The following is an 18,919-nucleotide window of genomic DNA, read 5'->3' as shown; positions in this document are numbered from 1 at the left end:
CCACCCGCCTTGTTTTTAGGATAGGGTGCGCAGTTCCGCTGCCGCCCCGGCTGAGCCCGTGCGGTGGCGGGATGTCCATGGAGGTTGCATGACCACAGCTGCTACACCGGAAAACGCACCGGGACCGGTGCTCCTGCCGACACCTGAAGTGGTGCAGGCACAACAACTGCTCGCACGCCAGCAACTGGCGGTGGCGATGGACCGTGCGCGCACGGCCGCCACGCGGGATGCGGCACCGACCGCGCTGGAAAGCGAGTAACCCGCAACACCGTCGATCGCGCTGGCATGTCGCCAGCGCGATCACGGTGCGTGCCGCCGGTCAGAACCGCGCGGTCATGCTCAGGAAGTAGCTGCGCCCGGCGACGAAGTAGTCGGTGGAGCCTTCCGCATACAGCTTCTTGTCGGCCAGGTTGCTGACGCCACCGCGCAGGGTCAGCACTTCGTTGACGTTCCATGCCGCGGTCAGGTCATACAGCGTATAGGCCTTGAGGAAGGTCGTGGCGGTGCCCGTCTGCCTGCCTGTGTACTGCGCCGACAGGCTGCCGGAAAACACCGTGCTGGGCGCCCAGTCCAGCGACGAATAGCCGGAGAACTCCGGCGTATCGATCAGGTTGCGGCCGGTGGTCAGGTTCCTGGCTTCCTTCATCCAGGTCGCCGAGGTGCGCCAGCGCCACTGCTCGCCGAAGCGGACGTTGAGGTTGCCTTCCATGCCGCGGGTGCGCGCGCGCTGTACGTTGCTCATGCGCGTCCACCAGATGCCGTTGAACCGGCCCAGCGGTGCGTACTCGATCTTGTTCCGGAAGTCGGTGTGGAAATAGGTCACGCCGACATCGATCAGATCATTGTCGAAGCTGATGCCGATCTCGCGGTTGGTGCTGGTCTCCGGATCCAGGTCCGGGTTGCCGGCCATGTAGCACCCGCCGCGGGTGTAGCCCAGCGGAATCAGCGACGTGCAGCCGCGGCCCCCGGACTGGGTAGCGGCACTGGCCGAGTTCTCGGTCAGGCTGGGCGCACGGAAGCCCTTGGAGACGCCACCGCGGATCGTCCACTGTTCGGCCGGGTGCCACACCAGGTACGCACGCGGGCTGACGTGGCCGCCGAACTGCTCGTGATGGTCCAGGCGCGCGCCCACGGTCAGGGCCAGGGTGCGGTGCAGTTTCAGCTCGTCCTCGGCAAACAGCGCCCAGGTGTCCACGTCCAGAGTGGAGCCGCTGACCGCGTTGCCGGCATAGTCGATCGGTGCGCGGCCGATGGTGTCGGTGTTGGTCAGCTCCTGCCGCTTCCATTGGCCGCCTACGGCGAACTGGTGTTCAACGCCGAGGGCGAACGGCGTGGTCAGGCTGCCCTCAATGATCGTATCGGTCGCTTCGGAACGGCCGGCAGCACCGATGTCGTTCCTGTACTCGGTCCAGTACGCACTGATCTTCGAATTGCCGAAGCGCCACTTGCCATCGTGGTTGAGCGCCAGCGAGCTGCGCTTGAGCTCACTGGCACCCCAGGCACCTTCGTCCTGCTTTTCCAGCGACGCATCGATGAAGGCCTGCTGCACGCCGTGCCCGGCTTCCAGCGACAGTTCCTGTGCGTCGCTCAGCTTCCACTGCAGCAGCGCATCGGCGTTGCGGTCCTTCTCGCCGGCATAGGCGTTGCCGTAGACACCGCCGTTGGAGCGGTCCGAATCACGGCGCATGCTGTTGGCACCGATGCGCAGGCCGAAGCGTTCGCCCAGCGGTCCGGAGAACGTGGCGCCGATCTGCTGGGTATCGCCGCGCTTGCCGTCAGCCGGGCGGGTGTAGCTGTGGGTGGCGCTGCCGTTCCATTCGTCGCCGATGCGCCGGGTGATGATGTTGATCACCCCGCCCATCGCATCGGAGCCATACAGCGACGACATCGGCCCGCGCACCACTTCGATGCGCTCGATCTGGTCCGGCGAGATCCAGTTCAGGTCCTGGCGGCCGAGGTCGGGGCGATAGTTGGTCGAGGCCGAGCTGCCCATGCGCTTGCCGTCCACCAGCACCAGCGTGTAGTTGGACGGCATGCCACGCAGCTTGATCTTGGACTGCTCGCCGACGGCGCTGAGGCCGCCGGTCACGCCCGGTACGCGGCTGAGCAGGGCGGCCAGGTCCGGTACCGGCTGGCGCTCGATGTCCTCACGACTGATCACGCTGATGCTGGCCGGGGCATCCTTGATCCACTGCTGGCTGCCTGAAGCCGTGACCACCACGGTATCCAGGTCCTTGGTGGAGGCATCGGCGGCGGCCTCTGCGGCGGCCAGGCCTGGCAGGGCCAGCAGGCAGGCGGTGGCCAGGCGGGTGCGCGGCAGGCGCGCGGAACGGGAACGGGACGACAGGGACATGACGGCTTCCATGGGAGGTGGGGTGACCCGGTGGAAGCAGCAGGCGCAGGCAGACAGCAGGCAGCCCCCCCTTCCGTGGGTCGTCGGGTGCGCGGTCTGGACCGGCGCAGCTGGGTGGGTCGCGGCCGCGCGGAAGACGGTGACCTGCCTGGTTAATTAAATGATAACCGTTCGCGTTTGTTACGATCCAGTACCGGGGGCGATGCAGTGACATCTGGCCATGCCCTGGCGTGATCGCCTGCTATTTGCTGAATGGGGACAAATCCCGGTGTAGACCTTCGCACCCGGCTTACATTCTGGGCCCTAGACTGGGCCGCATTTTCGATTCCGCCCCGTTGGAGATCGTGTGGGTTCCGGTAGTGACAGACATCGACTGTGCGGCGTGAGGCCGACACAGCCAGGACAAGTGCGGGCGCCGGGAAAGCGCGCCGGGAACCTTGGTGCATGCAGCCCGGCCGGGATGGCCGGCCGTGCCGACGGCGCGGAGTAAGCGACGATGGGGGTGCAGACCATCCATGCGGAAGCAGGAACGCCCCGGCTCGATGCCGGCTGGGCGCTGCTGCCCGCTGAATCGCCGTTGCCGATGCCCGAACAGACCCTGCGCGAAGGCGCGCTGAAGGTCCGGCGGCATCGCACCTCGCCGCGCTTGATCGGCCTGCGCCGGCTGTACCTGTTTGGTGGCACGCTCGGCATGACCGCCGTGGCTACGCGGATGATGTGGCGGGTGCTGTCGGCCAATGGCATCAGCGTGCTCGAAGCCTGCCTGCTGGTGCTGTTCGTCGGCCTGTTTGCCTGGATCGCGCTCTCGTTTGCCAGCGCCCTGGCCGGCTTCCTGACCGCTGTGTTCGACCGGGGCTATCGGCTCGGCATCGACCCGGACAAGCCGTTGCCGGCCGTGCACAGCCGTACTGCGCTGTTGATGCCGACCTACAACGAAGACCCGCGCCGCCTGCTGGCCGGCCTGCAGGCGATCTACGAGTCGGTGGCGGCCACCGGCCAGCTCGACCGCTTCGACTTCTTCGTGCTCAGCGACACCCGCCGCGAGGACATTGCCGCTGCCGAGGAACAGGTGTTCGCCGAGCTGCGCGAGCGTGTGCCGGAGGGGCAGACGCGCCTGTTCTATCGTCGACGTGGTGACAACAGCGGGCGCAAGGCCGGCAACATCGCTGACTGGGTCCGCCGCTTCGGCGGTGCCTATCCGCAGATGCTGATCCTTGATGCCGACAGCCTGATGACCGGCGACAGCATCGTGCGCCTGGTGGCCGGCATGGAACACAACGCCGACGTCGGACTGATCCAGACCCTGCCGTCGGTGATCGGCGGCCGCACCCTGTTCGCGCGCATGCAGCAGTTCGGTGGCCGCGTGTACGGGCCGGTGATCGCCCGCGGCGTGGCCTGGTGGCACGGTGCCGAGAGCAATTACTGGGGCCACAACGCCATCATCCGTACCCGTGCCTTCGCCGACCACGCCGGCCTGCCGGCGCTGCCGGGGCGCAAGCCGTTCGGCGGCCACGTGCTCAGCCACGATTTCGTCGAAGCGGCGCTGATGCGTCGTGGCGGCTGGGCCGCGCACATGGTGCCCTACCTCGGTGGCAGTTACGAGGAAGGCCCGCCGACGCTGACCGACCTGCTGGTGCGCGACCGTCGCTGGTGCCAGGGCAACCTGCAGCACGGCAAGGTGGTCGGCAGCCGCGGGCTGCACTGGATCAGCCGCACGCACATGCTGATCGGCATCGGCCACTATTTCACCGCACCGATGTGGGCCATGCTGATGCTGATCGGCATCGCCATCCCGCTGTTCCAGGAAGGCATCGATTTCAACGCCCTGCTGCACCTGTCGCCCAGCGTGTACTGGCGCGCACAGGATGAAGAGCAGGTGGTGCGCCTGTTCGCCGCCACCATGGCGGTGCTGCTGCTGCCCAAGGTGCTCGGCTACCTGGCAATGCTGCTGGACCCGATCGACCGCCGCGGTTGTGGCGGTCCGATCCGTGCCTTCGTATCGATGCTGGTGGAAACCGTGCTCGCCGCGCTGATGGCGCCGGTGGTGATGTACGTGCAGTCACGCGGCGTGGCCGAAGTGTTGTCCGGGCGCGATTCCGGCTGGGACGCGCAGCAGCGTGACGACGGCGGCATCTCGTGGATGGCGTTGATCCGTGGCTACGGTGGCTTGGGTGTGTTCGGCGCCTTCATGGGCGTGCTGGCCTGGGCGGTATCGCCGTCGCTGGCGGCCTGGATGGCGCCGGTGGTGATCGGCATGGTTCTGGCCGTTCCGGTGGTGGCGCTGACCTCCTCGCGCGGCCCCGGTGCTTTCCTGCATCGCCTCGGCCTGCTCGATATTCCGGAAGAGAACATTCCGCCACCGGTGCTGGTACGCGCCGCGCAGCTGCGGCGGGAAGCGGCCGAGCAACCGCCGCTGTACTGATTGCCCCGCGCCAGCGGCATAATGCGGCTCGAACTTGAAGGAGCCGCATCATGCTGCAAACGGTGGAACAGGAAACCGGCGCCTCGCCGCAGTGGTCGGTGATCTGGTTGCACGGCCTCGGCGCCGACGGCCATGATTTCGCGTCGATCGTGCCGGAACTGGTGCGGCCGCACTGGCCGGCGCTGCGCTTCGTGTTCCCGCACGCACCCGTGCGGCCGATCACGATCAACAACGGCGTGCCGATGCGCGGCTGGTACGACATCGTGGGCATGGACTTCCGTTCGCGCGCCGACATGGCCGGCGTGCAGGAATCGGTGGTGCATCTGGACGCACTGATCGCGCGCGAGATCGAGCGCGGCATCGCGCCGGAGAAGATCTTCCTGGCAGGCTTCTCGCAGGGTGGGGCGATCATCCTGACGGCCGCGCTCTCGCGTACCGCGCCACTGGCCGGCCTGATCGCGCTGTCCACCTATCTGCCCGAAGCCGACAGCGCCACGCGTGTTGACGGCGCGGTGCAGGTGCCGGTGTTCATGGCCCATGGCAGTGGCGACCCGGTGATCCCGCAGGCCGTCGCCGCGCACAGCGCGCAGGCGCTGCGTACGCTGGGCCTGGATGTGGCGTGGCACAGTTACCCGATGGCTCACCAGGTCTGTGTCGAGGAGATCCAGGCACTGGGTGACTGGCTGCAGGAACGCCTGGGCGCCGCCTGAGCCATGTCGCCGGCCAGCACACCGCCGTGGATGCCGGAACTGTGCCGCCTGCCACGGCTGGCGGCGATGCTCGGCCTGGCCGAGCTGGTGGTGGTGGTACTGGCGCTGGCGCCGGACGGCAGCCGTCACTGGACCTTCGGCGAACTGCTGTCGGCCAGCGGATTCGCGCTGTGGCTGGCGCTGGCGGTGACCGCCAGCCTGTGCATGCTGCGGCAGACCCTGTCGCGGCTGCCGCCGGTGCTGGGCGCCATTGCGGCGACCGTGCTGGCCACCCTGATCGCGGTGGTCTGCGCCGGCATCGTGCACGCGCTGTACGCGGTGCTGGGCGACAACTTCGCCAGTGGCATCAGCTTCTGGCGTTTCACCCTCGGCAGCGCGGCAACTACGGCGCTGATCGCCGCGCTGGCGCTGCGCTACTTCTACGTAAGCGATCGCTGGGCCGCGCAGGTGCAGGCCAACGCGCGCGCGCAGGCCGACGCGCTGCAGGCGCGTATCCGCCCGCATTTCCTGTTCAACAGCATGAACCTGATCGCCAGCCTGCTGCATCGTGACCCGGCAGTCGCCGAGCGCGCGGTGCTGGACCTGTCCGATCTGTTCCGTGCCGCGCTGGGGGCGGGCGAGGGCGATTCCACCCTGCGCGACGAATGCGAACTGGCAGAGCGCTACCTGTCGATCGAATCGCTGCGCCTGGGCGAACGCCTGCAGGTGCGTTGGCAGCGCGACGAGCCGCTGCCATGGGACCTGCCCTTGCCAAGGCTGGTACTGCAGCCGCTGGTGGAAAATGCCGTGCTGCATGGCATCTCGCGCCTGCCCGACGGCGGCACCATCGAACTGCAGCTGGCGCGCGAGGGCAATGAACTGCAGATCCGCGTACGCAACCCGGCACCCGATCCGCAGGCGCCGGGGCTGGCGCTGGCACGCGGCGCCGGCCATGCCCAGCACAGCATCGGCCATCGGCTGGCCTGGCGCTTCGGCAGCACCGCGCGGATGACGGCTGGCTGGAGCGAGGGCTACTATGCCTGCCAGGTGACAGTGCCGATCCAGTGAGGGAACGATCGTGAGGGTAGTCATCGCCGACGACGAACCGCTGGCGCGCGAGCGCCTGCGCAGCCTGTTGGCGGCACAGGACGGCGTGGACGTGGTGGCCGAGGCCGGCAACGGTGAGCAGGCCCTGCATGCGTGCGCGGAGCTGCAGCCGGACCTGGTCCTGCTGGATATCGCGATGCCCGGGCTGGATGGCCTGGAAGCGGCCCGCCATCTGGCCAGCTTCGAACCCCGGCCAGCGGTGGTGTTCTGCACCGCCTACGATGCGCATGCGCTGTCGGCGTTCGAGGCCGCAGCGATCGACTACCTGATGAAGCCAGTGCGTGCCGAACGGTTGGCGGCGGCGATCGCGCGTGCGCGCACGTTCCTGGCCGGCCGCGGTGGCCGGCCACAGGAGCACAGCGGGCAGCAGGCACGCAGCGTGCTGTGCGCACGCCTGCGCGGCAGCCTGCGCCTGATTCCGCTGGACGATATCCACTACCTGCAGGCCGAGGAGAAGTACGTGGTGGTGCACCACGCGCGCGGCGAGGACCTGATCGAGGAATCGCTGAAGTCGCTGGAAGAAGAGTTCGCCAGTCGTTTCATCCGCATCCATCGCAACTGCCTGGTGGCACGCCACGAGCTGGTGGAGCTGCGTCGGGGCTCGGGCGGGCAGGTGCAGGCGGTATTGCGGCATGGCAAGCAGCCGCTGGAAGTCAGCCGCCGGTGCGTGGCGACGCTGAAGCAGGAACTGCGGCATCTGTGAGTGGTCCGCGCGGCCTGCGGCCGCGACTGCTGCGAAATCAACAGCAACAGCAACAGCAACAGCGGGTTGTCGGCTCTGTGTTGTTGCGTGTTGGGTGAGGCGGGATGGGCGGGCGGGACACGCCGTAAACCCATCCATGGGGGCTCGATGGCGCCATCCATGGCGCCAACGGTCCCGCCCGCCTATCCCGCCTCACCCTCGCGAATTTCCCGGTGACGGACGGCAAAGGCATTGTTGTTATCGAGGGGGGAAGAGGGGTCAGATCCCTTTTCCTGCGGAAAAGGGATCTGACCCCGGAAGCCGTCGGCTGTTGCCTTTGTTTCTGCACTCTTTTTTTTTGATCTTCCGTGGCTGGCGCACACGGAACCTGTCAAAGGCCGGGTGGGGTGGGTTCGCGGGGGTGTCCGCGGCATGGATGCCGCGGCCAAGCCTCCACGGACGGATTCACGGCGTCCCCCGCGAACCCACCCCGCCCGGCCAAGCGCGATAGATCCAGCCGATGCACCAGCCACGAGGGGCTCCGCCGTTGGCCGTATCCGCGCCGAAGGCGCGATAATGACCGTATGGAAACTGTCCGCATCGCTACCCGCAAGAGCCCGCTCGCCCTCTGGCAGAGCGAACACGTCGCCGGCCGCCTGCGCCAGGCCCACCCCGGCCTGCACGTGGAACTGGTGCCGATGAGCACCCGCGGTGACGAGGTGCTGGACCGCTCGCTGGCCGCCATCGGTGGCAAGGGCCTGTTCCTGAAGGAACTGGAGCTGGCCATGCTGCGGGGTGAGGCCGACTGCGCCGTGCACTCGCTGAAGGATGTGCCGATGGAACTGGATGCGCCCTTCGCGCTGCCGGCGATGCTGACCCGGCACGACCCGGCCGATGGTTTCGTCTCCAACCTGTACGCCTCGCTGGACGCGCTGCCGATCGGCGCGCGGGTCGGCACCTCGTCGCTGCGCCGCCAGGCCCAGCTGCGCGCGCTGCGCCCGGACCTGGAACTGCTGGACCTGCGCGGCAACGTCAATACTCGCCTGGCCAAGCTCGACAACGGTGGCTACGACGCCATCGTGCTGGCGGTGGCCGGCCTGGAGCGCCTGGGCCTGGGCGAGCGCATCGTCGCGCGCCTGCAACCGCCGCAGTGGCTGCCGGCGCCGGCGCAGGGCGCGGTGGCGGTGGAGTGCGACGGAGGCAACACGCGCCTGATGGCGCTGTTCGCCACGCTTGATGACGCCGCCACGCGCGCCTGCGTGGAAGCCGAGCGGGCCATGAACCGCGCGCTGCATGGCAGCTGCCACGTGCCGGTGGCGGCGATCGCGCAGTGGCAGGGCGACGACCTGCACCTGCAGGGCCTGGTCGGCAGCGCCAGTGATGGCCGCGCCGTGCGTGCCGAAGCGGTGGGTCCGGCCCGCGATCCGGAAGCGCTGGGCCAGCAGGTGGCGAAGCTGCTGCTGGACGATGGTGCTGGCGAACTGCTGAACGTCTGAGCCATCGCAGGTAGTGCCGCGGCCAGCGGCCGGCACTACCGGAAGAAGAACGGGTGCCCTGGGCGCCCGTTCTGCTTATTTGAACTTGTAGACCACGTTCATCGTGGTCAGCGTATCGGTCTTGCGCTTGTCGACAGCGACGTCGCTGTTGTAACGCGCCTGCCAGCCGGCCTTCAGCGCCAGGTGCTCGTTCATGCTCACCGAGACACCGAAGTCGTTCTGGCCGAAAGTGTTGTACGAACCGGACTCGACCAGCAGCGTGTTCACCAGGTCGGTGTTGTCGGTCAGCGAGTACTTCAGGTCGAACAGGCCACGGCCGATCATGCCGGTACGGGTGCGGTCATCCTCGGTGCTGTGGGTACGGCGCACGCCGGGGCCGATCTGCGCGTCGAACGAAAAGCGCTCGGTGTTCCACAGGCGGGTGCCGTAACCCAGACCGAACGAGCTCTGGCGGTCGTAGGTGGCGAAGTCGTCGCGCTCGGTACGCACCGTGGCCGTCAGCTGGCGGTGCTCGCCCAGCTGCAGCGCGCTGCCCGCACTGCCGGTGTAGCGGTTGGCGGTGGTGTTGCTGCGGCGGGTGGTGGTGCCGTCGTCATTGGTCTCGGTCACCTTGGAGCTGGAGCGCAGGCCGAACAGGTCCATGCTGTGCACCCAGTCGCCGTCGGTGTAGCGCAGGCGCAGGCGGCCGTTGAAGCTCTCGGTGCTGCTGTTGCCGCGTGCCGAGGCAAAGCCGAGCTCGCCGCCGCTGCCACTCCACGGCGAGGACATCGCCGCCAGTTCGGAGGCATCCTGCGCGTATGCAAGCGGCGCACACAGCAGCAGGGGGATCAGCAGGGACACGCGCAGGGACATCGAGGCTTCTCCGGAACGGTTAACAGCCGGTGATGATACTGGAAGCGTGATGGCGGTCCGAATCGATCCAAAGCGTGCTTCAGCGAACGTTGCCGCGATCGCCTATTCAGGGCAGATCGACACGCAATGCGGGGTCGTTGAAGCGCGAATAGCGCAGGCGCAGCTGGAAGCTGCGGCCATTGCTGCTGCCGCTGCGCACGATCTGGCGTGGCAGGCCCTGGGCATCCACCCAGTACTCCAGGCGTTCGCCGGGCTGGCTGCCGCGCAGCCGGTAGTGACGGGTCTCGACCCCGTCCAGCGCCTGGCTGCCGAGGTCTTCGGCCTTCAGGTCGGCGGGCAGGGCGTCGGCCGGCAGCGGGTTGCGCCACTGCTCGAGCAGGCCGGGCGGGGCCGGCACCTGGCGGATCGCACCGTCGGCCTGCAGGAACAGGGTGTCGCCGATGATGGTCTGCGGCCCGGCCGGGGTCTCCACCCGGAAACGGTCGGGTGCAACGAAGTCCATGGCGCTGCGTACCCGCTGCGGCGCGCCCAGCACCTCCAGTTCGGCGTGGAAGCTGCGCAGGGCGGCGAAACGCTGGCTGGCGCCCAGCACCGCCTGTGCCGGATCGGCGGCGGGTACCGGGGCCTCGGGGCCCGCCGGCGCCGGCGCGCGATCGCAGGCGGCCAGCAGCAGGCAGGCCAGCAGGGACAGGGCAGGCAACCGGCGCATCGGGCATTCCACGGGGTGGGGGCGACCACGATAGCCCAAACGTTCCACACAAGACCCGCGACTCGGACATAATCGGGGGTATGGACCGATACGAACGCATCACCGCCCTGCATCGTCTGCTCAAGTCCGCGCGCTATCCGGTGACGGTGGCGACCCTGCAGGACAAGCTCGGTTGTTCCCGTGCCACCGTCTATCGCGACCTGGCCTTCCTGCGCGATGCGCTGATGGCACCGATCGAGGGCGACGGCGAGGCCGGCTTCCGCTACCAGGCCGACGAGAGCGACCGCTTCGAGCTGCCCGGCCTGTGGCTCAGCTCGGAGGAGCTGCATGCCCTGCTGGCCTCGCAGCACCTGCTGGCGCGTACCGGCGGCGGCGTGCTGTCGTCGGTGCTGGCCCCGCTGCAGCAGCGCATCGAGAGCCTGCTGGCGGCGCAGGCCGGTGTTTCCAGTTGGCCGGTCGACCGCGTGCGGGTGATTCCGCACCGTGGCCGCAAGTTCGACGAAGGCAGCTTCCGCAGCGTGGCCTCGGCGGTGCTGGAGCGCCGCCAGCTGGCGTTCGAATACCGCGCCCGCTCCACCGACGAGCCGACCAAGCGCACCGTCTCGCCGCAGCGCCTGACCCATTATCGCGACAACTGGTACCTGGATGCCTGGGACCACGACCGCGAGGCGCTGCGCAGTTTCGCGGTGGACCGCATCCACAAGGCACGGGTAATCGACAATGCCGCCCGCGATGTCGCCGACAGCGAGCTGGACGAGCAGCTCGGCGCCAGCTATGGCATTTTTTCGGGTGCCCCGAAGGGCTGGGCGACCATCCTGTTCAGCGCCAAGGCTGCGCGCTGGGTGGCCGACGAGCACTGGCATTCCAAGCAGCAGGGTCGTTTCCTGGCCGATGGCCGCTACGAACTGAAGGTGCCGTACAGCGTCTCGCGAGAGTTGCTGATGGACGTGCTGCACTATGGTTCGGATGCCGAGATCATCGAGCCGATCATGCTGCGCGAGCAGGCCAAGGCGCTGCTTGAGCTGGCCCTGAGCAACTACGAAAAATCCTGACACTCCCCCCGAGAACCCCGTCCCCCATGAAGAAGACCCTGTTGCTGTCCCTGCTCGCCGCTGCGCTGGCCCTGACCGCCTGCGGCAAGTCCGGCGAGCCCTCGCAGAAGCTGGTGGTGGCCGCCACGGCCGTGCCGCATGCCGAGATCCTCGAGGTGGTCAAGCCGATCCTCAAGCAGGAAGGCGTGGACCTGGACGTGCGCGTATTCAACGACTACGTGCAGCCCAACGACCAGCTGGTGCAGAAGCAGGTGGACGCCAACTACTTCCAGACCGAGCCGTACCTGGATGCCTACAACCGCGACCGCAAGACCGACCTGGTGAAGGTGATCGGCGTGCACATCGAGCCGTTCGGTGCGTACTCGCGCAAGGTCAAGTCGCTGGCCGAGCTGCGCGACGGTGCCGACGTGGTGATCCCGAACGATCCGAGCAACAACAGCCGCGCGCTGATCCTGCTGCACAAGGCCGGCGTGATCGAACTGAAGGACCCGGCCAACGCGCTGTCGACCCAGCGTGACATCACCGCCAACCCGAAGAACCTGAAGTTCCGCGAGCTGGACTCGGCGATGCTGCCGCGCGTGCTGGACCAGGTCGATCTGGCCCTGATCAACACCAACTATGCGCTGGACGCCGGCCTCAACCCGACCAAGGATGCGCTGGCGATCGAGAGCAAGGATTCGCCGTACGTGAACTTCCTGGTCGCGCGCCCGGACAACAAGGACGACGCCCGTGTGCAGAAGCTGGCCAAGGCCCTGACCAGCCCGCAGGTGAAGGCCTTTATCGAGACCAAGTACAAGGGCGCGGTGCTGCCGGCGTTCTGATTGCGGCTGATCTGTTGATTTGAATGGTGGGTGTCGACCTTGGTCGACACTGCCTGCCCTGTAGAGCCGAGCCCACGCTCGGCTCTGCTGTTTCCGGCATTTCACCAACGGCAGCCGAGCATGGCTCGGCTCTACCGTGTCACTCCACGTGCCGCAGCAGGGCAGGGCATTGCAGTTTCAATCGACGTGGAAGGCGAGGGTGGCGGCAACCGCCTGCTGCCATCCCGCATACAGCTTCTCGCGCCGCGACACCTCCATCTGTGGCTCGAAGCGCCGGTCCAGGCCCCACTGTGCAGCGATCTGTTCGCGGCTGGACCAGAACCCGACGGCCAGGCCGGCCAGATAGGCCGCACCGAGCGCGGTGGTTTCGGTCAACCGCGGCCGCAGCAGCGGCACACCGAGGATGTCTGCCTGGAAGCTGGCCAGGAAGTCGTTGCCGATCGCACCGCCATCGGCGCGCAGTTCGGTCAGCGCGATACCGGCATCGGACTGCATGGCATCGAGCACGTCGCGGGTCTGGTAGGCCATCGCTTCCAGCGCGGCGCGCACGAAGTGCGCCTTGCGCGTGCCACGGGTCAATCCAAACATCGCACCGCGCACATCACTGCGCCAATAGGGTGCACCCAGGCCGACAAACGCCGGCACCAGATAGGCGCCGCCGCTGTCGGGCACCTGCGCGGCCAGTGCCTGGCTGTCGCTGGCGCGTTCGATCATGCGCAGTCCGTCGCGCAGCCACTGCACCACCGAGCCGGCGATGAAGATCGACCCTTCCAGCGCATACTCCACGCGCCCGTCCAGGCCCCAGGCAATGGTGGTCAGCAGGCCGTTGCGCGACCGCACCGCCTGCGCGCCGGTATGCATCAACATGAAGCAACCGGTGCCATAGGTGTTCTTGACCATGCCCGGCTGGAAACAGGCCTGGCCGAACAGTGCCGCCTGCTGGTCACCGGCGATGCCGGCGATCGGGATCGGGTGGTCGAAGAAGAACTGCGGCCGGGTGTGTGCGTACACCGCACTGGAGTCGCGCACCTGCGGCAGCATCGCGCGCGGGATGTCGAGCAGGGCCAGCAGATCGTCATCCCAGTCCAGCGTGTGGATGTTGAACAACAGCGTGCGCGCCGCGTTGCTGTAGTCGGTCACATGCGCCTGGCCGCCGCTGAGGTTCCACACCAGCCAGCTGTCGATGGTGCCAAACAGCAGCTCGCCACGTTCGGCGCGCTGCTGCGCACCTTCCACGTGGTCGAGGATCCAGCGCACCTTGGTCGCAGAGAAATAGGCATCGATCAGCAGGCCGGTCCGCTCGCGGATCAGCGCTTCATGGCCTTCGGACTTCAGGCGTTCACAGATGGCGTGGCTCTGCCGCGATTGCCAGACGATGGCGTTGTGGATCGGCTGGCCGGTGGCACGGTCCCAGACCACGGTGGTTTCGCGCTGGTTGGTGATGCCCAGTGCGGCGATATGACGCGGGTCGATCTGCCCGCGGCTGAGCAGTTCGGTCAGCGTGGCATAGACGCTGGTAAGGATCTCGCGCGGGTCATGCTCGACCCAGCCGGGTTGCGGGAAGATCTGCGCGAACTCGCGCTGCGCGCTGCCGATGATGTCGCCGGCACGGTCGAACAGGATCGCGCGCGAACTGGTGGTGCCCTGGTCGATGGCCAGCACGTAGCGGGGCGTCATGCAGCGTCTCCGGTAGAGCAGTCAGGGTAACTTACCTTTCTCTCTGTAGAGCCGAGCCATGCTCGGCTGCATTTGCACAACGCAGCCGAGCATGGCTCGGCTCTACACAGTGGAGTGTTCCATCCACGCCTGCAGCCGTGTCACCTGCGCAGCGTCCAGCCGCAACCCCAGCTTGCTCCTTCGCCACAGCACGTCCTCGGCAGTGCGCGCCCACTCTTGCTCGCGCAGAAAGGCCACTTCCCGGGCATGCAGGCCGCCGCCAAACGCCTCGCCAAGATCGTGCAGGCCCCGTACACCCTGCAGCAGTTCCGCGCTGCGACTGCCATAGGCCCCGGCCCAGCGTCGCGCGATACCTGCGGGCAACCAGGGTGCCGATACCTGCAGATGCGCGCCCGCCTGCGCGGCGTCGCCCCAGTCGCTGCCTGGCAGCGGGTCTCCGTTTGCCGTCCACGCCGCTCCCATCTGCGGCAGGGCGGGCCGCAGCAGCTCCAGCGCTTCCTCGGCCAGCACCCGGTAGGTGGTCAGCTTGCCGCCCAGCACATGCAGCGCCGGTGCCGGGTCCACCTGCAGCTGCAGGCGGTAATCGCGGCTGAGTCTTGCCGCGCGCGGATCGGGATCGGCCAGCAGCGGGCGGACACCGGCGAACTGCCAGACCACATCTTCCGGCGCGATGGGTTCATGCAGGTAGCGATTGGCCGCTTCGCACAGGTACGCCACCTCTGAAGGCAGCACGCTGCAGCGCGCCGGGTCGCCGCGATAGTCGGTGTCGGTGGTGCCAACCAGCAGGTGGTCGTGGGCGAAGGGCAACAGGAACACCACGCGTCCATCGGGTTGCTGCAGCAGGCACGCGCTGTCATCGGGCCAGGGCCGGTGCAGGACGATGTGGCTGCCTTGTACCAGCCGCAGCGCGGGGCCGCCACTGCGTGCCTCCATCCGTTCCAGCAGGCCGCCGGCCCACGGCCCTGCCGCATTGGCGACGGCGCGCGCGGTCACCTGCTGCTGGCCATCAGCGGATTCCAGCACCGCCTGCCACCGGCCCTGCAAGGGCTGCAGGTCGATGCAGCGGCTGCGCACACGCACCTGTGCGCCCCGCTGCGCGGCGTCCAGGGCGTTGAGCAGCACCAGTCGCGCGTCATCGACCTGCGCGTCGGCGTAGCTGAAGGCCTGCCGCAGATCCGGCGAGAGCCAGGGGCCGAGCGGATCGCGCTGAAGGTCCAGGGCGCGCGAGGCGGGAAATGCCGGGCTGCGACGGCCCAGGTGGTCATACAGCCACAGTCCCGCGCGTAGCATCCAGCGTGGGCGCAGATGGGGTTCCCACGGCAGCACAAAGCGCAATGGATGGACCAGATGGGGCGCCTGCCGGCGTACCACCTCGCGTTCGCCCAGCGCCTTGCGCACCAGCCCGAGCTCGCCCTGTTCCAGGTAGCGCAGGCCGCCGTGGATCAGCTTGCTGCTGGCGCTGGAGGTATGCGCGGCCAGGTCGTGCTGCTCGCACAGCAGCACGCGCAGGCCGCGGCCGCTGGCGTCACGGGCGATGCCGGCACCGTTGATGCCGCCACCGATCACCAGCAGGTCGACGTCGTCCATCGTGTCTTCGCGTCCTGTTTGTGTAGAGCTGAGCCCATGCTCGGCTGCTTTCCGGGTCAGCCGGGCAAGCTCGACTCTACAAAAAAGCAGCCGAGCGCGGGCTCGGCTCTACACGCGGAACGCCGGTGACGGAAACGACGACGGGCCCCGAAGGGCCCGTCGCGTTGCATCAGTGAAGCGGGTGCAGCCTGGATCAGAAGCGGGCGCCGATGCCGAAGCCGACGGTCCACGGATCCATCTTGGCTTCGCCGATCTTCTCGCCGCCAACCTTGATGTCCGGGCGGGCGCGCATGTAGCGGGCGTCAGCACGGGCGAACCAGGTGGAGTTGATGTTCATGTCGACGCCGACGGTGCCGATCACGCCCTTGGCATCCTTGAAGCGGATGTCGGTGTCAGCGCCGTTGCCCAGCTTCTCGTTGCTGAAGCTCGACTGGTAGTAGCCGACGCCCACGAACGGACGGAACACGTTGTCAGCCTGGCCGAAGTGGTACTGGCCGCTCAGCGCGACCGGCTGCTGCTCGACCGAGCCCAGGCGGGCGTTGTTCGGGCCCTTGAACTTGTTGTCGAACTTGTCAGCGGCGCCCCACAGTTCAACGGCCCAGTTGTCGTTGATGTAGTAGCTGAAGCTGACGGTCGGCGCCGGGCCACCATCGGTCTTCTTCACGCCGGAGATCGGGTCGTTCTTCGGTTCCAGCAGCGAGATGCCGCCAACAACGGCAAAATGCTTGCCCGACGCGGTGTCGGTGCTGCTGCTGTCCTGGGCGAAAGCGGCCGGCGCGAAGGCGGCGGAGGTCAGCAGGGCGAGACTCAGGATACGGATGGAGCGCATGGGGGTATCTCCTAATGTTTCTTGTTTTGGGCCCCCGGTTGCGGGGCGAGCACACCGTAGTCGCCCCAACATGAATCGAATCCGACGCACGTTAAAAAAAAGTTTTCCTTGTTCAGCGACGGGTACGGAATGCCTTTATCCATGGGGTTTCTGGCGCTCGAGGACATTCATGCAGTTGGAGAAGATGTGAGCACAGCAACGTTGTGCATTGGCCTGCAAGCGCAGGTGAACCTGGAGTGCCGGGTGCTGCTGCTGGGCTCGATGCCGGGCGTGGCGTCCCTGCAGGAGCAGCGCTATTACGCCCATCCGCGCAACCGCTTCTGGCCGCTGATGGCCGACATCTGTGGTTTCGAGGCGGATCTGGCCTACGCCGCGCGGCTGCAGGCATTGAATGCCGCGGGCATCGGTCTGTGGGATGTGATCGGTCGCTGCGAGCGCCGAGGCAGCCTGGATGCGGACATCGTGCGTGGCACGGAAGTGGCCAATGCACTGCCGGAACTGATCGCCACGTTGCCTGAGCTGACGCTGATCGGCTGCAATGGCGCTGCATCATGGCAGGCGTTCCAGCGCTGGGTGCTGCCGCAGCTGGAGACCCCGCCACAGGTGGTTGCATTGCCCTCGACCAGCCCGGCCAATGCGGCGTGGTCGTTGCCGCGCCTGCGCCAGGCCTGGCAGCCGGTTGCAGACGCACTGGCGACATGAAGCGGACATCGTCCGGACAATACGCTACCGACTGGTCGCGGCCGGGACCCGTGGGCAACAGCCTGTCCCGGCTGCGTGCGTACTGAAAACACCTGTAACGGTTGGCGCTGGACCCCGCTGGCCGCACAATAGACGTTTCCCTACACCAGATTGCCGGAGTTATCCCCATGGCCGAAATCAAGGAAGCACTTGTCCCCGATATCGGTGACTACAGCGATATCCCGGTAATCGAGGTGCTTGTCGCCGTCGGCGACACGGTCAAGAAGGACCAGGGCCTGGTGACGCTGGAAAGCGACAAGGCGACCATGGAAGTGCCGTCCTCGGTGGCAGGCGTGGTCAAGGAACTGAAGGTCAAGGTGGGCGACAGCCTGTCCGAAGGCAAGGTCGTGGCGCTGATCGAAGTGGCCGAAGGCGAAGCCGCCGCACCGGCACCGGCCAAGTCCGCTGCCCCGGCTGCCGCCACCCAGAGCGCGCCGGCCCCCGCCGCTGCTGCGGCGGCCGCTCCGGCCACTCCGGCCGCCAGCGGTGGCGCAGTGGAAGCGCTGGTGCCGGACATCGGCGACTACGCCGGCATTCCGGTCATCGAAGTGCTGGTCGCCGTCGGCGACACGGTCAAGAAGGACCAGGGCCTGGTCACGCTGGAAAGCGACAAGGCCACGATGGAGGTGCCGTCGTCTGTGGCCGGTGTGGTCAAGGAGATCAAGGTCAAGGTGGGCGACAATCTGTCGCAGGGCGACGTGGTTGCCATCATTGAAGCCGAAGGCGCTGCCGCGCCGGCACCGACCAAGGCGGCGGCGGCCGCTGCTCCGGCTGCCGCCGAGACCGCCACCAAGGTCGAGCCGGTCGCTGTGCCGGCACAGCCGGACAAGCTGGCGGCGCGCGAGATCGCCTCGGCCGGCACCCCGTCCAGCCCGCCGGTGCAGTTCAACGCCGATGGCGTGCTGCCGGCCAAGGTGCCGTACGCCACCCCGGCGGTGCGCGTGTTCGCCCGCGAGCTGGGCGTGGACCTGCTGCAGATCAACGGCACCGAGAAGGGCGGCCGCATCACCAAGGGTGACGTGCAGAAGTTCGTCAAGGCCGCGCTCAGCGGTGGTGTGCCGGCTGCCGGTGGTGCTGCCGTCGCTGCCGGCGGTGGCCTGAACCTGCTGCCGTGGCCGAAGGTCGACTTCAGCAAGTTCGGCGAGACGGAAGTGCAGCCGCTGTCGCGCATCAAGAAGATCTCCGGCGCGAACCTGGCCCGCAACTGGGCGATGATCCCGCACGTCACCCAGTTCGAACAGGCCGACATCACCGACCTGGAAGGCCTGCGCGTGGCGCTGAACAAGGAAAACGAGAAGGCCGGCATCAAGCTGACCATGCTCGCCTTCCTGATCAAGGCCAGCGCCGCGGCGCTGAAGAAGTTCCCGGAATTCAACGCCTCGCTCGACGCCAGCGGTGAAAACCTGACCCTGAAGAAGTACTTCCACATCGGCTTTGCCGCCGATACGCCGAACGGCCTGGTCGTGCCGGTCATCCGCGACGTGGACAAGAAGGGCGTGGTGCAGATCGCGCAGGAAACCGGCGAACTGGCCAAGAAGGCGCGCGACGGCAAGCTGGGCCCGGCCGACATGAGCGGCGGCTGCTTCTCGATCAGCTCGCTGGGCGGCATTGGCGGCACCGCGTTCACTCCGATCGTCAATGCACCGGAAGTGGCCATCCTGGGCGTGTCCAAGTCCTCCATCCAGCCGGTCTGGAATGGCAAGGAGTTCGCGCCGAAGCTGATGCTGCCGCTGTCGCTGAGCTACGACCACCGCGTCATCGACGGCGCCCTGGCCGCACGCTTCACCACGTACCTGTCGCAGGTGCTGGCCGACATGCGCCGCGTGCTGCTGTAAGGCATCGCTTCGCCCCCACCGTGCGGCCGCTGCCCCTGGCGCGGCCGCGTGAACAGATGCAGTGACA

At 67.5% G+C, this 18,919-nt stretch carries 16 protein-coding genes; 10 read left to right on the top strand and 6 right to left on the bottom strand.

Annotation, left to right across the window (positions count from 1 at the left end):
• Positions 1–88 precede the first annotated feature (88 nt).
• A complete protein-coding gene (locus ACSDHM_RS16195) occupies positions 89–259 on the top strand; it encodes a hypothetical protein (protein WP_172412093.1) in 171 nt (56 codons plus the stop codon).
• A 60-nt stretch (positions 260–319) separates the two neighbouring features.
• Here ACSDHM_RS16195 and ACSDHM_RS16190 read toward each other — a convergent pair whose 3' ends face one another.
• Positions 320–2,353: a TonB-dependent receptor domain-containing protein gene (locus ACSDHM_RS16190; protein ID WP_439426387.1), complete on the bottom strand. Its 2,034-nt coding sequence runs from the start codon at positions 2,351–2,353 to the stop codon at positions 320–322.
• A 496-nt stretch (positions 2,354–2,849) separates the two neighbouring features.
• On the opposite strand from ACSDHM_RS16190, the gene mdoH reads away from it, so the two are divergent.
• The 5 genes from mdoH (at position 2,850) to hemC (ending at position 8,749) form a co-directional block, all read left to right on the top strand.
• The gene (gene mdoH / locus ACSDHM_RS16185; RefSeq protein WP_439426386.1) at positions 2,850–4,775 is read left to right on the top strand and encodes a glucans biosynthesis glucosyltransferase MdoH; all 1,926 of its coding nucleotides are present in this window, start codon (positions 2,850–2,852) and stop codon (positions 4,773–4,775) included.
• 50 nt (positions 4,776–4,825) lie between these two features.
• On the top strand, positions 4,826–5,485 hold the full coding sequence (locus ACSDHM_RS16180; RefSeq protein WP_439426385.1) for an alpha/beta hydrolase: 660 nt from the start codon (positions 4,826–4,828) through the stop codon (positions 5,483–5,485).
• A 3-nt stretch (positions 5,486–5,488) separates the two neighbouring features.
• On the top strand, positions 5,489–6,532 hold the full coding sequence (locus ACSDHM_RS16175; RefSeq protein ID WP_181503449.1) for a sensor histidine kinase: 1,044 nt from the start codon (positions 5,489–5,491) through the stop codon (positions 6,530–6,532).
• A 10-nt stretch (positions 6,533–6,542) separates the two neighbouring features.
• Positions 6,543–7,274 carry a LytR/AlgR family response regulator transcription factor gene (locus ACSDHM_RS16170; protein WP_061478104.1) on the top strand — a complete coding sequence of 244 codons (732 nt, stop codon included), beginning with the start codon at positions 6,543–6,545 and terminating at the stop codon, positions 7,272–7,274.
• A gap of 563 nt (positions 7,275–7,837) precedes the next feature.
• The gene (gene hemC / locus ACSDHM_RS16165) at positions 7,838–8,749 is read left to right on the top strand and encodes a hydroxymethylbilane synthase (RefSeq protein WP_088496546.1); all 912 of its coding nucleotides are present in this window, start codon (positions 7,838–7,840) and stop codon (positions 8,747–8,749) included.
• Positions 8,750–8,824: 75 nt separating this feature from the next.
• Here hemC and ACSDHM_RS16160 read toward each other — a convergent pair whose 3' ends face one another.
• Together ACSDHM_RS16160 and ACSDHM_RS16155 are read right to left on the bottom strand one after the other, a co-directional pair.
• Entirely contained in the window at positions 8,825–9,601 is a 777-nt protein-coding gene (locus tag ACSDHM_RS16160) for a DUF481 domain-containing protein (RefSeq protein ID WP_049413237.1), read from the bottom strand.
• 106 nt (positions 9,602–9,707) lie between these two features.
• Complete coding sequence (locus ACSDHM_RS16155; RefSeq protein WP_188240593.1) at positions 9,708–10,310, bottom strand: hypothetical protein; 603 nt, start codon at positions 10,308–10,310, stop codon at positions 9,708–9,710.
• A gap of 80 nt (positions 10,311–10,390) precedes the next feature.
• Between ACSDHM_RS16155 and ACSDHM_RS16150 the strand changes: the two genes are divergently transcribed.
• Positions 10,391–11,362, top strand: a complete 972-nt coding sequence (locus ACSDHM_RS16150) for a helix-turn-helix transcriptional regulator (protein WP_061479894.1) — start codon at positions 10,391–10,393, stop codon at positions 11,360–11,362.
• A 26-nt stretch (positions 11,363–11,388) separates the two neighbouring features.
• Complete coding sequence (locus ACSDHM_RS16145; RefSeq protein WP_049413241.1) at positions 11,389–12,183, top strand: MetQ/NlpA family ABC transporter substrate-binding protein; 795 nt, start codon at positions 11,389–11,391, stop codon at positions 12,181–12,183.
• 177 nt (positions 12,184–12,360) lie between these two features.
• Here ACSDHM_RS16145 and glpK read toward each other — a convergent pair whose 3' ends face one another.
• The 3 genes from glpK to ACSDHM_RS16130 all read right to left on the bottom strand — a co-directional run bounded on the left by glpK (position 12,361) and on the right by ACSDHM_RS16130 (position 16,276).
• Positions 12,361–13,860 (bottom strand): glycerol kinase GlpK, encoded by a 1,500-nt coding sequence (glpK, locus tag ACSDHM_RS16140; RefSeq protein WP_049413243.1) that lies wholly within the window; start codon positions 13,858–13,860, stop codon positions 12,361–12,363.
• A 102-nt stretch (positions 13,861–13,962) separates the two neighbouring features.
• Complete coding sequence (gene glpD, locus ACSDHM_RS16135) at positions 13,963–15,447, bottom strand: glycerol-3-phosphate dehydrogenase (protein ID WP_088496545.1); 1,485 nt, start codon at positions 15,445–15,447, stop codon at positions 13,963–13,965.
• Between the two features lie 193 nt (positions 15,448–15,640).
• A complete protein-coding gene (locus ACSDHM_RS16130; protein WP_005419535.1) occupies positions 15,641–16,276 on the bottom strand; it encodes an OmpW/AlkL family protein in 636 nt (211 codons plus the stop codon).
• 186 nt (positions 16,277–16,462) lie between these two features.
• Between ACSDHM_RS16130 and ACSDHM_RS16125 the strand changes: the two genes are divergently transcribed.
• Positions 16,463–16,978, top strand: coding sequence for a DNA-deoxyinosine glycosylase (locus tag ACSDHM_RS16125; RefSeq protein WP_072167224.1), 516 nt, complete (start codon positions 16,463–16,465; stop codon positions 16,976–16,978).
• A 167-nt stretch (positions 16,979–17,145) separates the two neighbouring features.
• Complete coding sequence (gene aceF / locus ACSDHM_RS16120) at positions 17,146–18,852, top strand: dihydrolipoyllysine-residue acetyltransferase (protein ID WP_438914931.1); 1,707 nt, start codon at positions 17,146–17,148, stop codon at positions 18,850–18,852.
• Positions 18,853–18,919: the final 67 nt, after the last annotated feature.

The organism is Stenotrophomonas sp. T8 (genome assembly GCF_051853085.1).
Taxonomy (GTDB): Bacteria; Pseudomonadota; Gammaproteobacteria; order Xanthomonadales; family Xanthomonadaceae; genus Stenotrophomonas; species Stenotrophomonas sepilia.
Note: the sequence above shows the minus strand (reverse complement) of the source record. Positions and strands in the feature narration are given on the sequence as shown.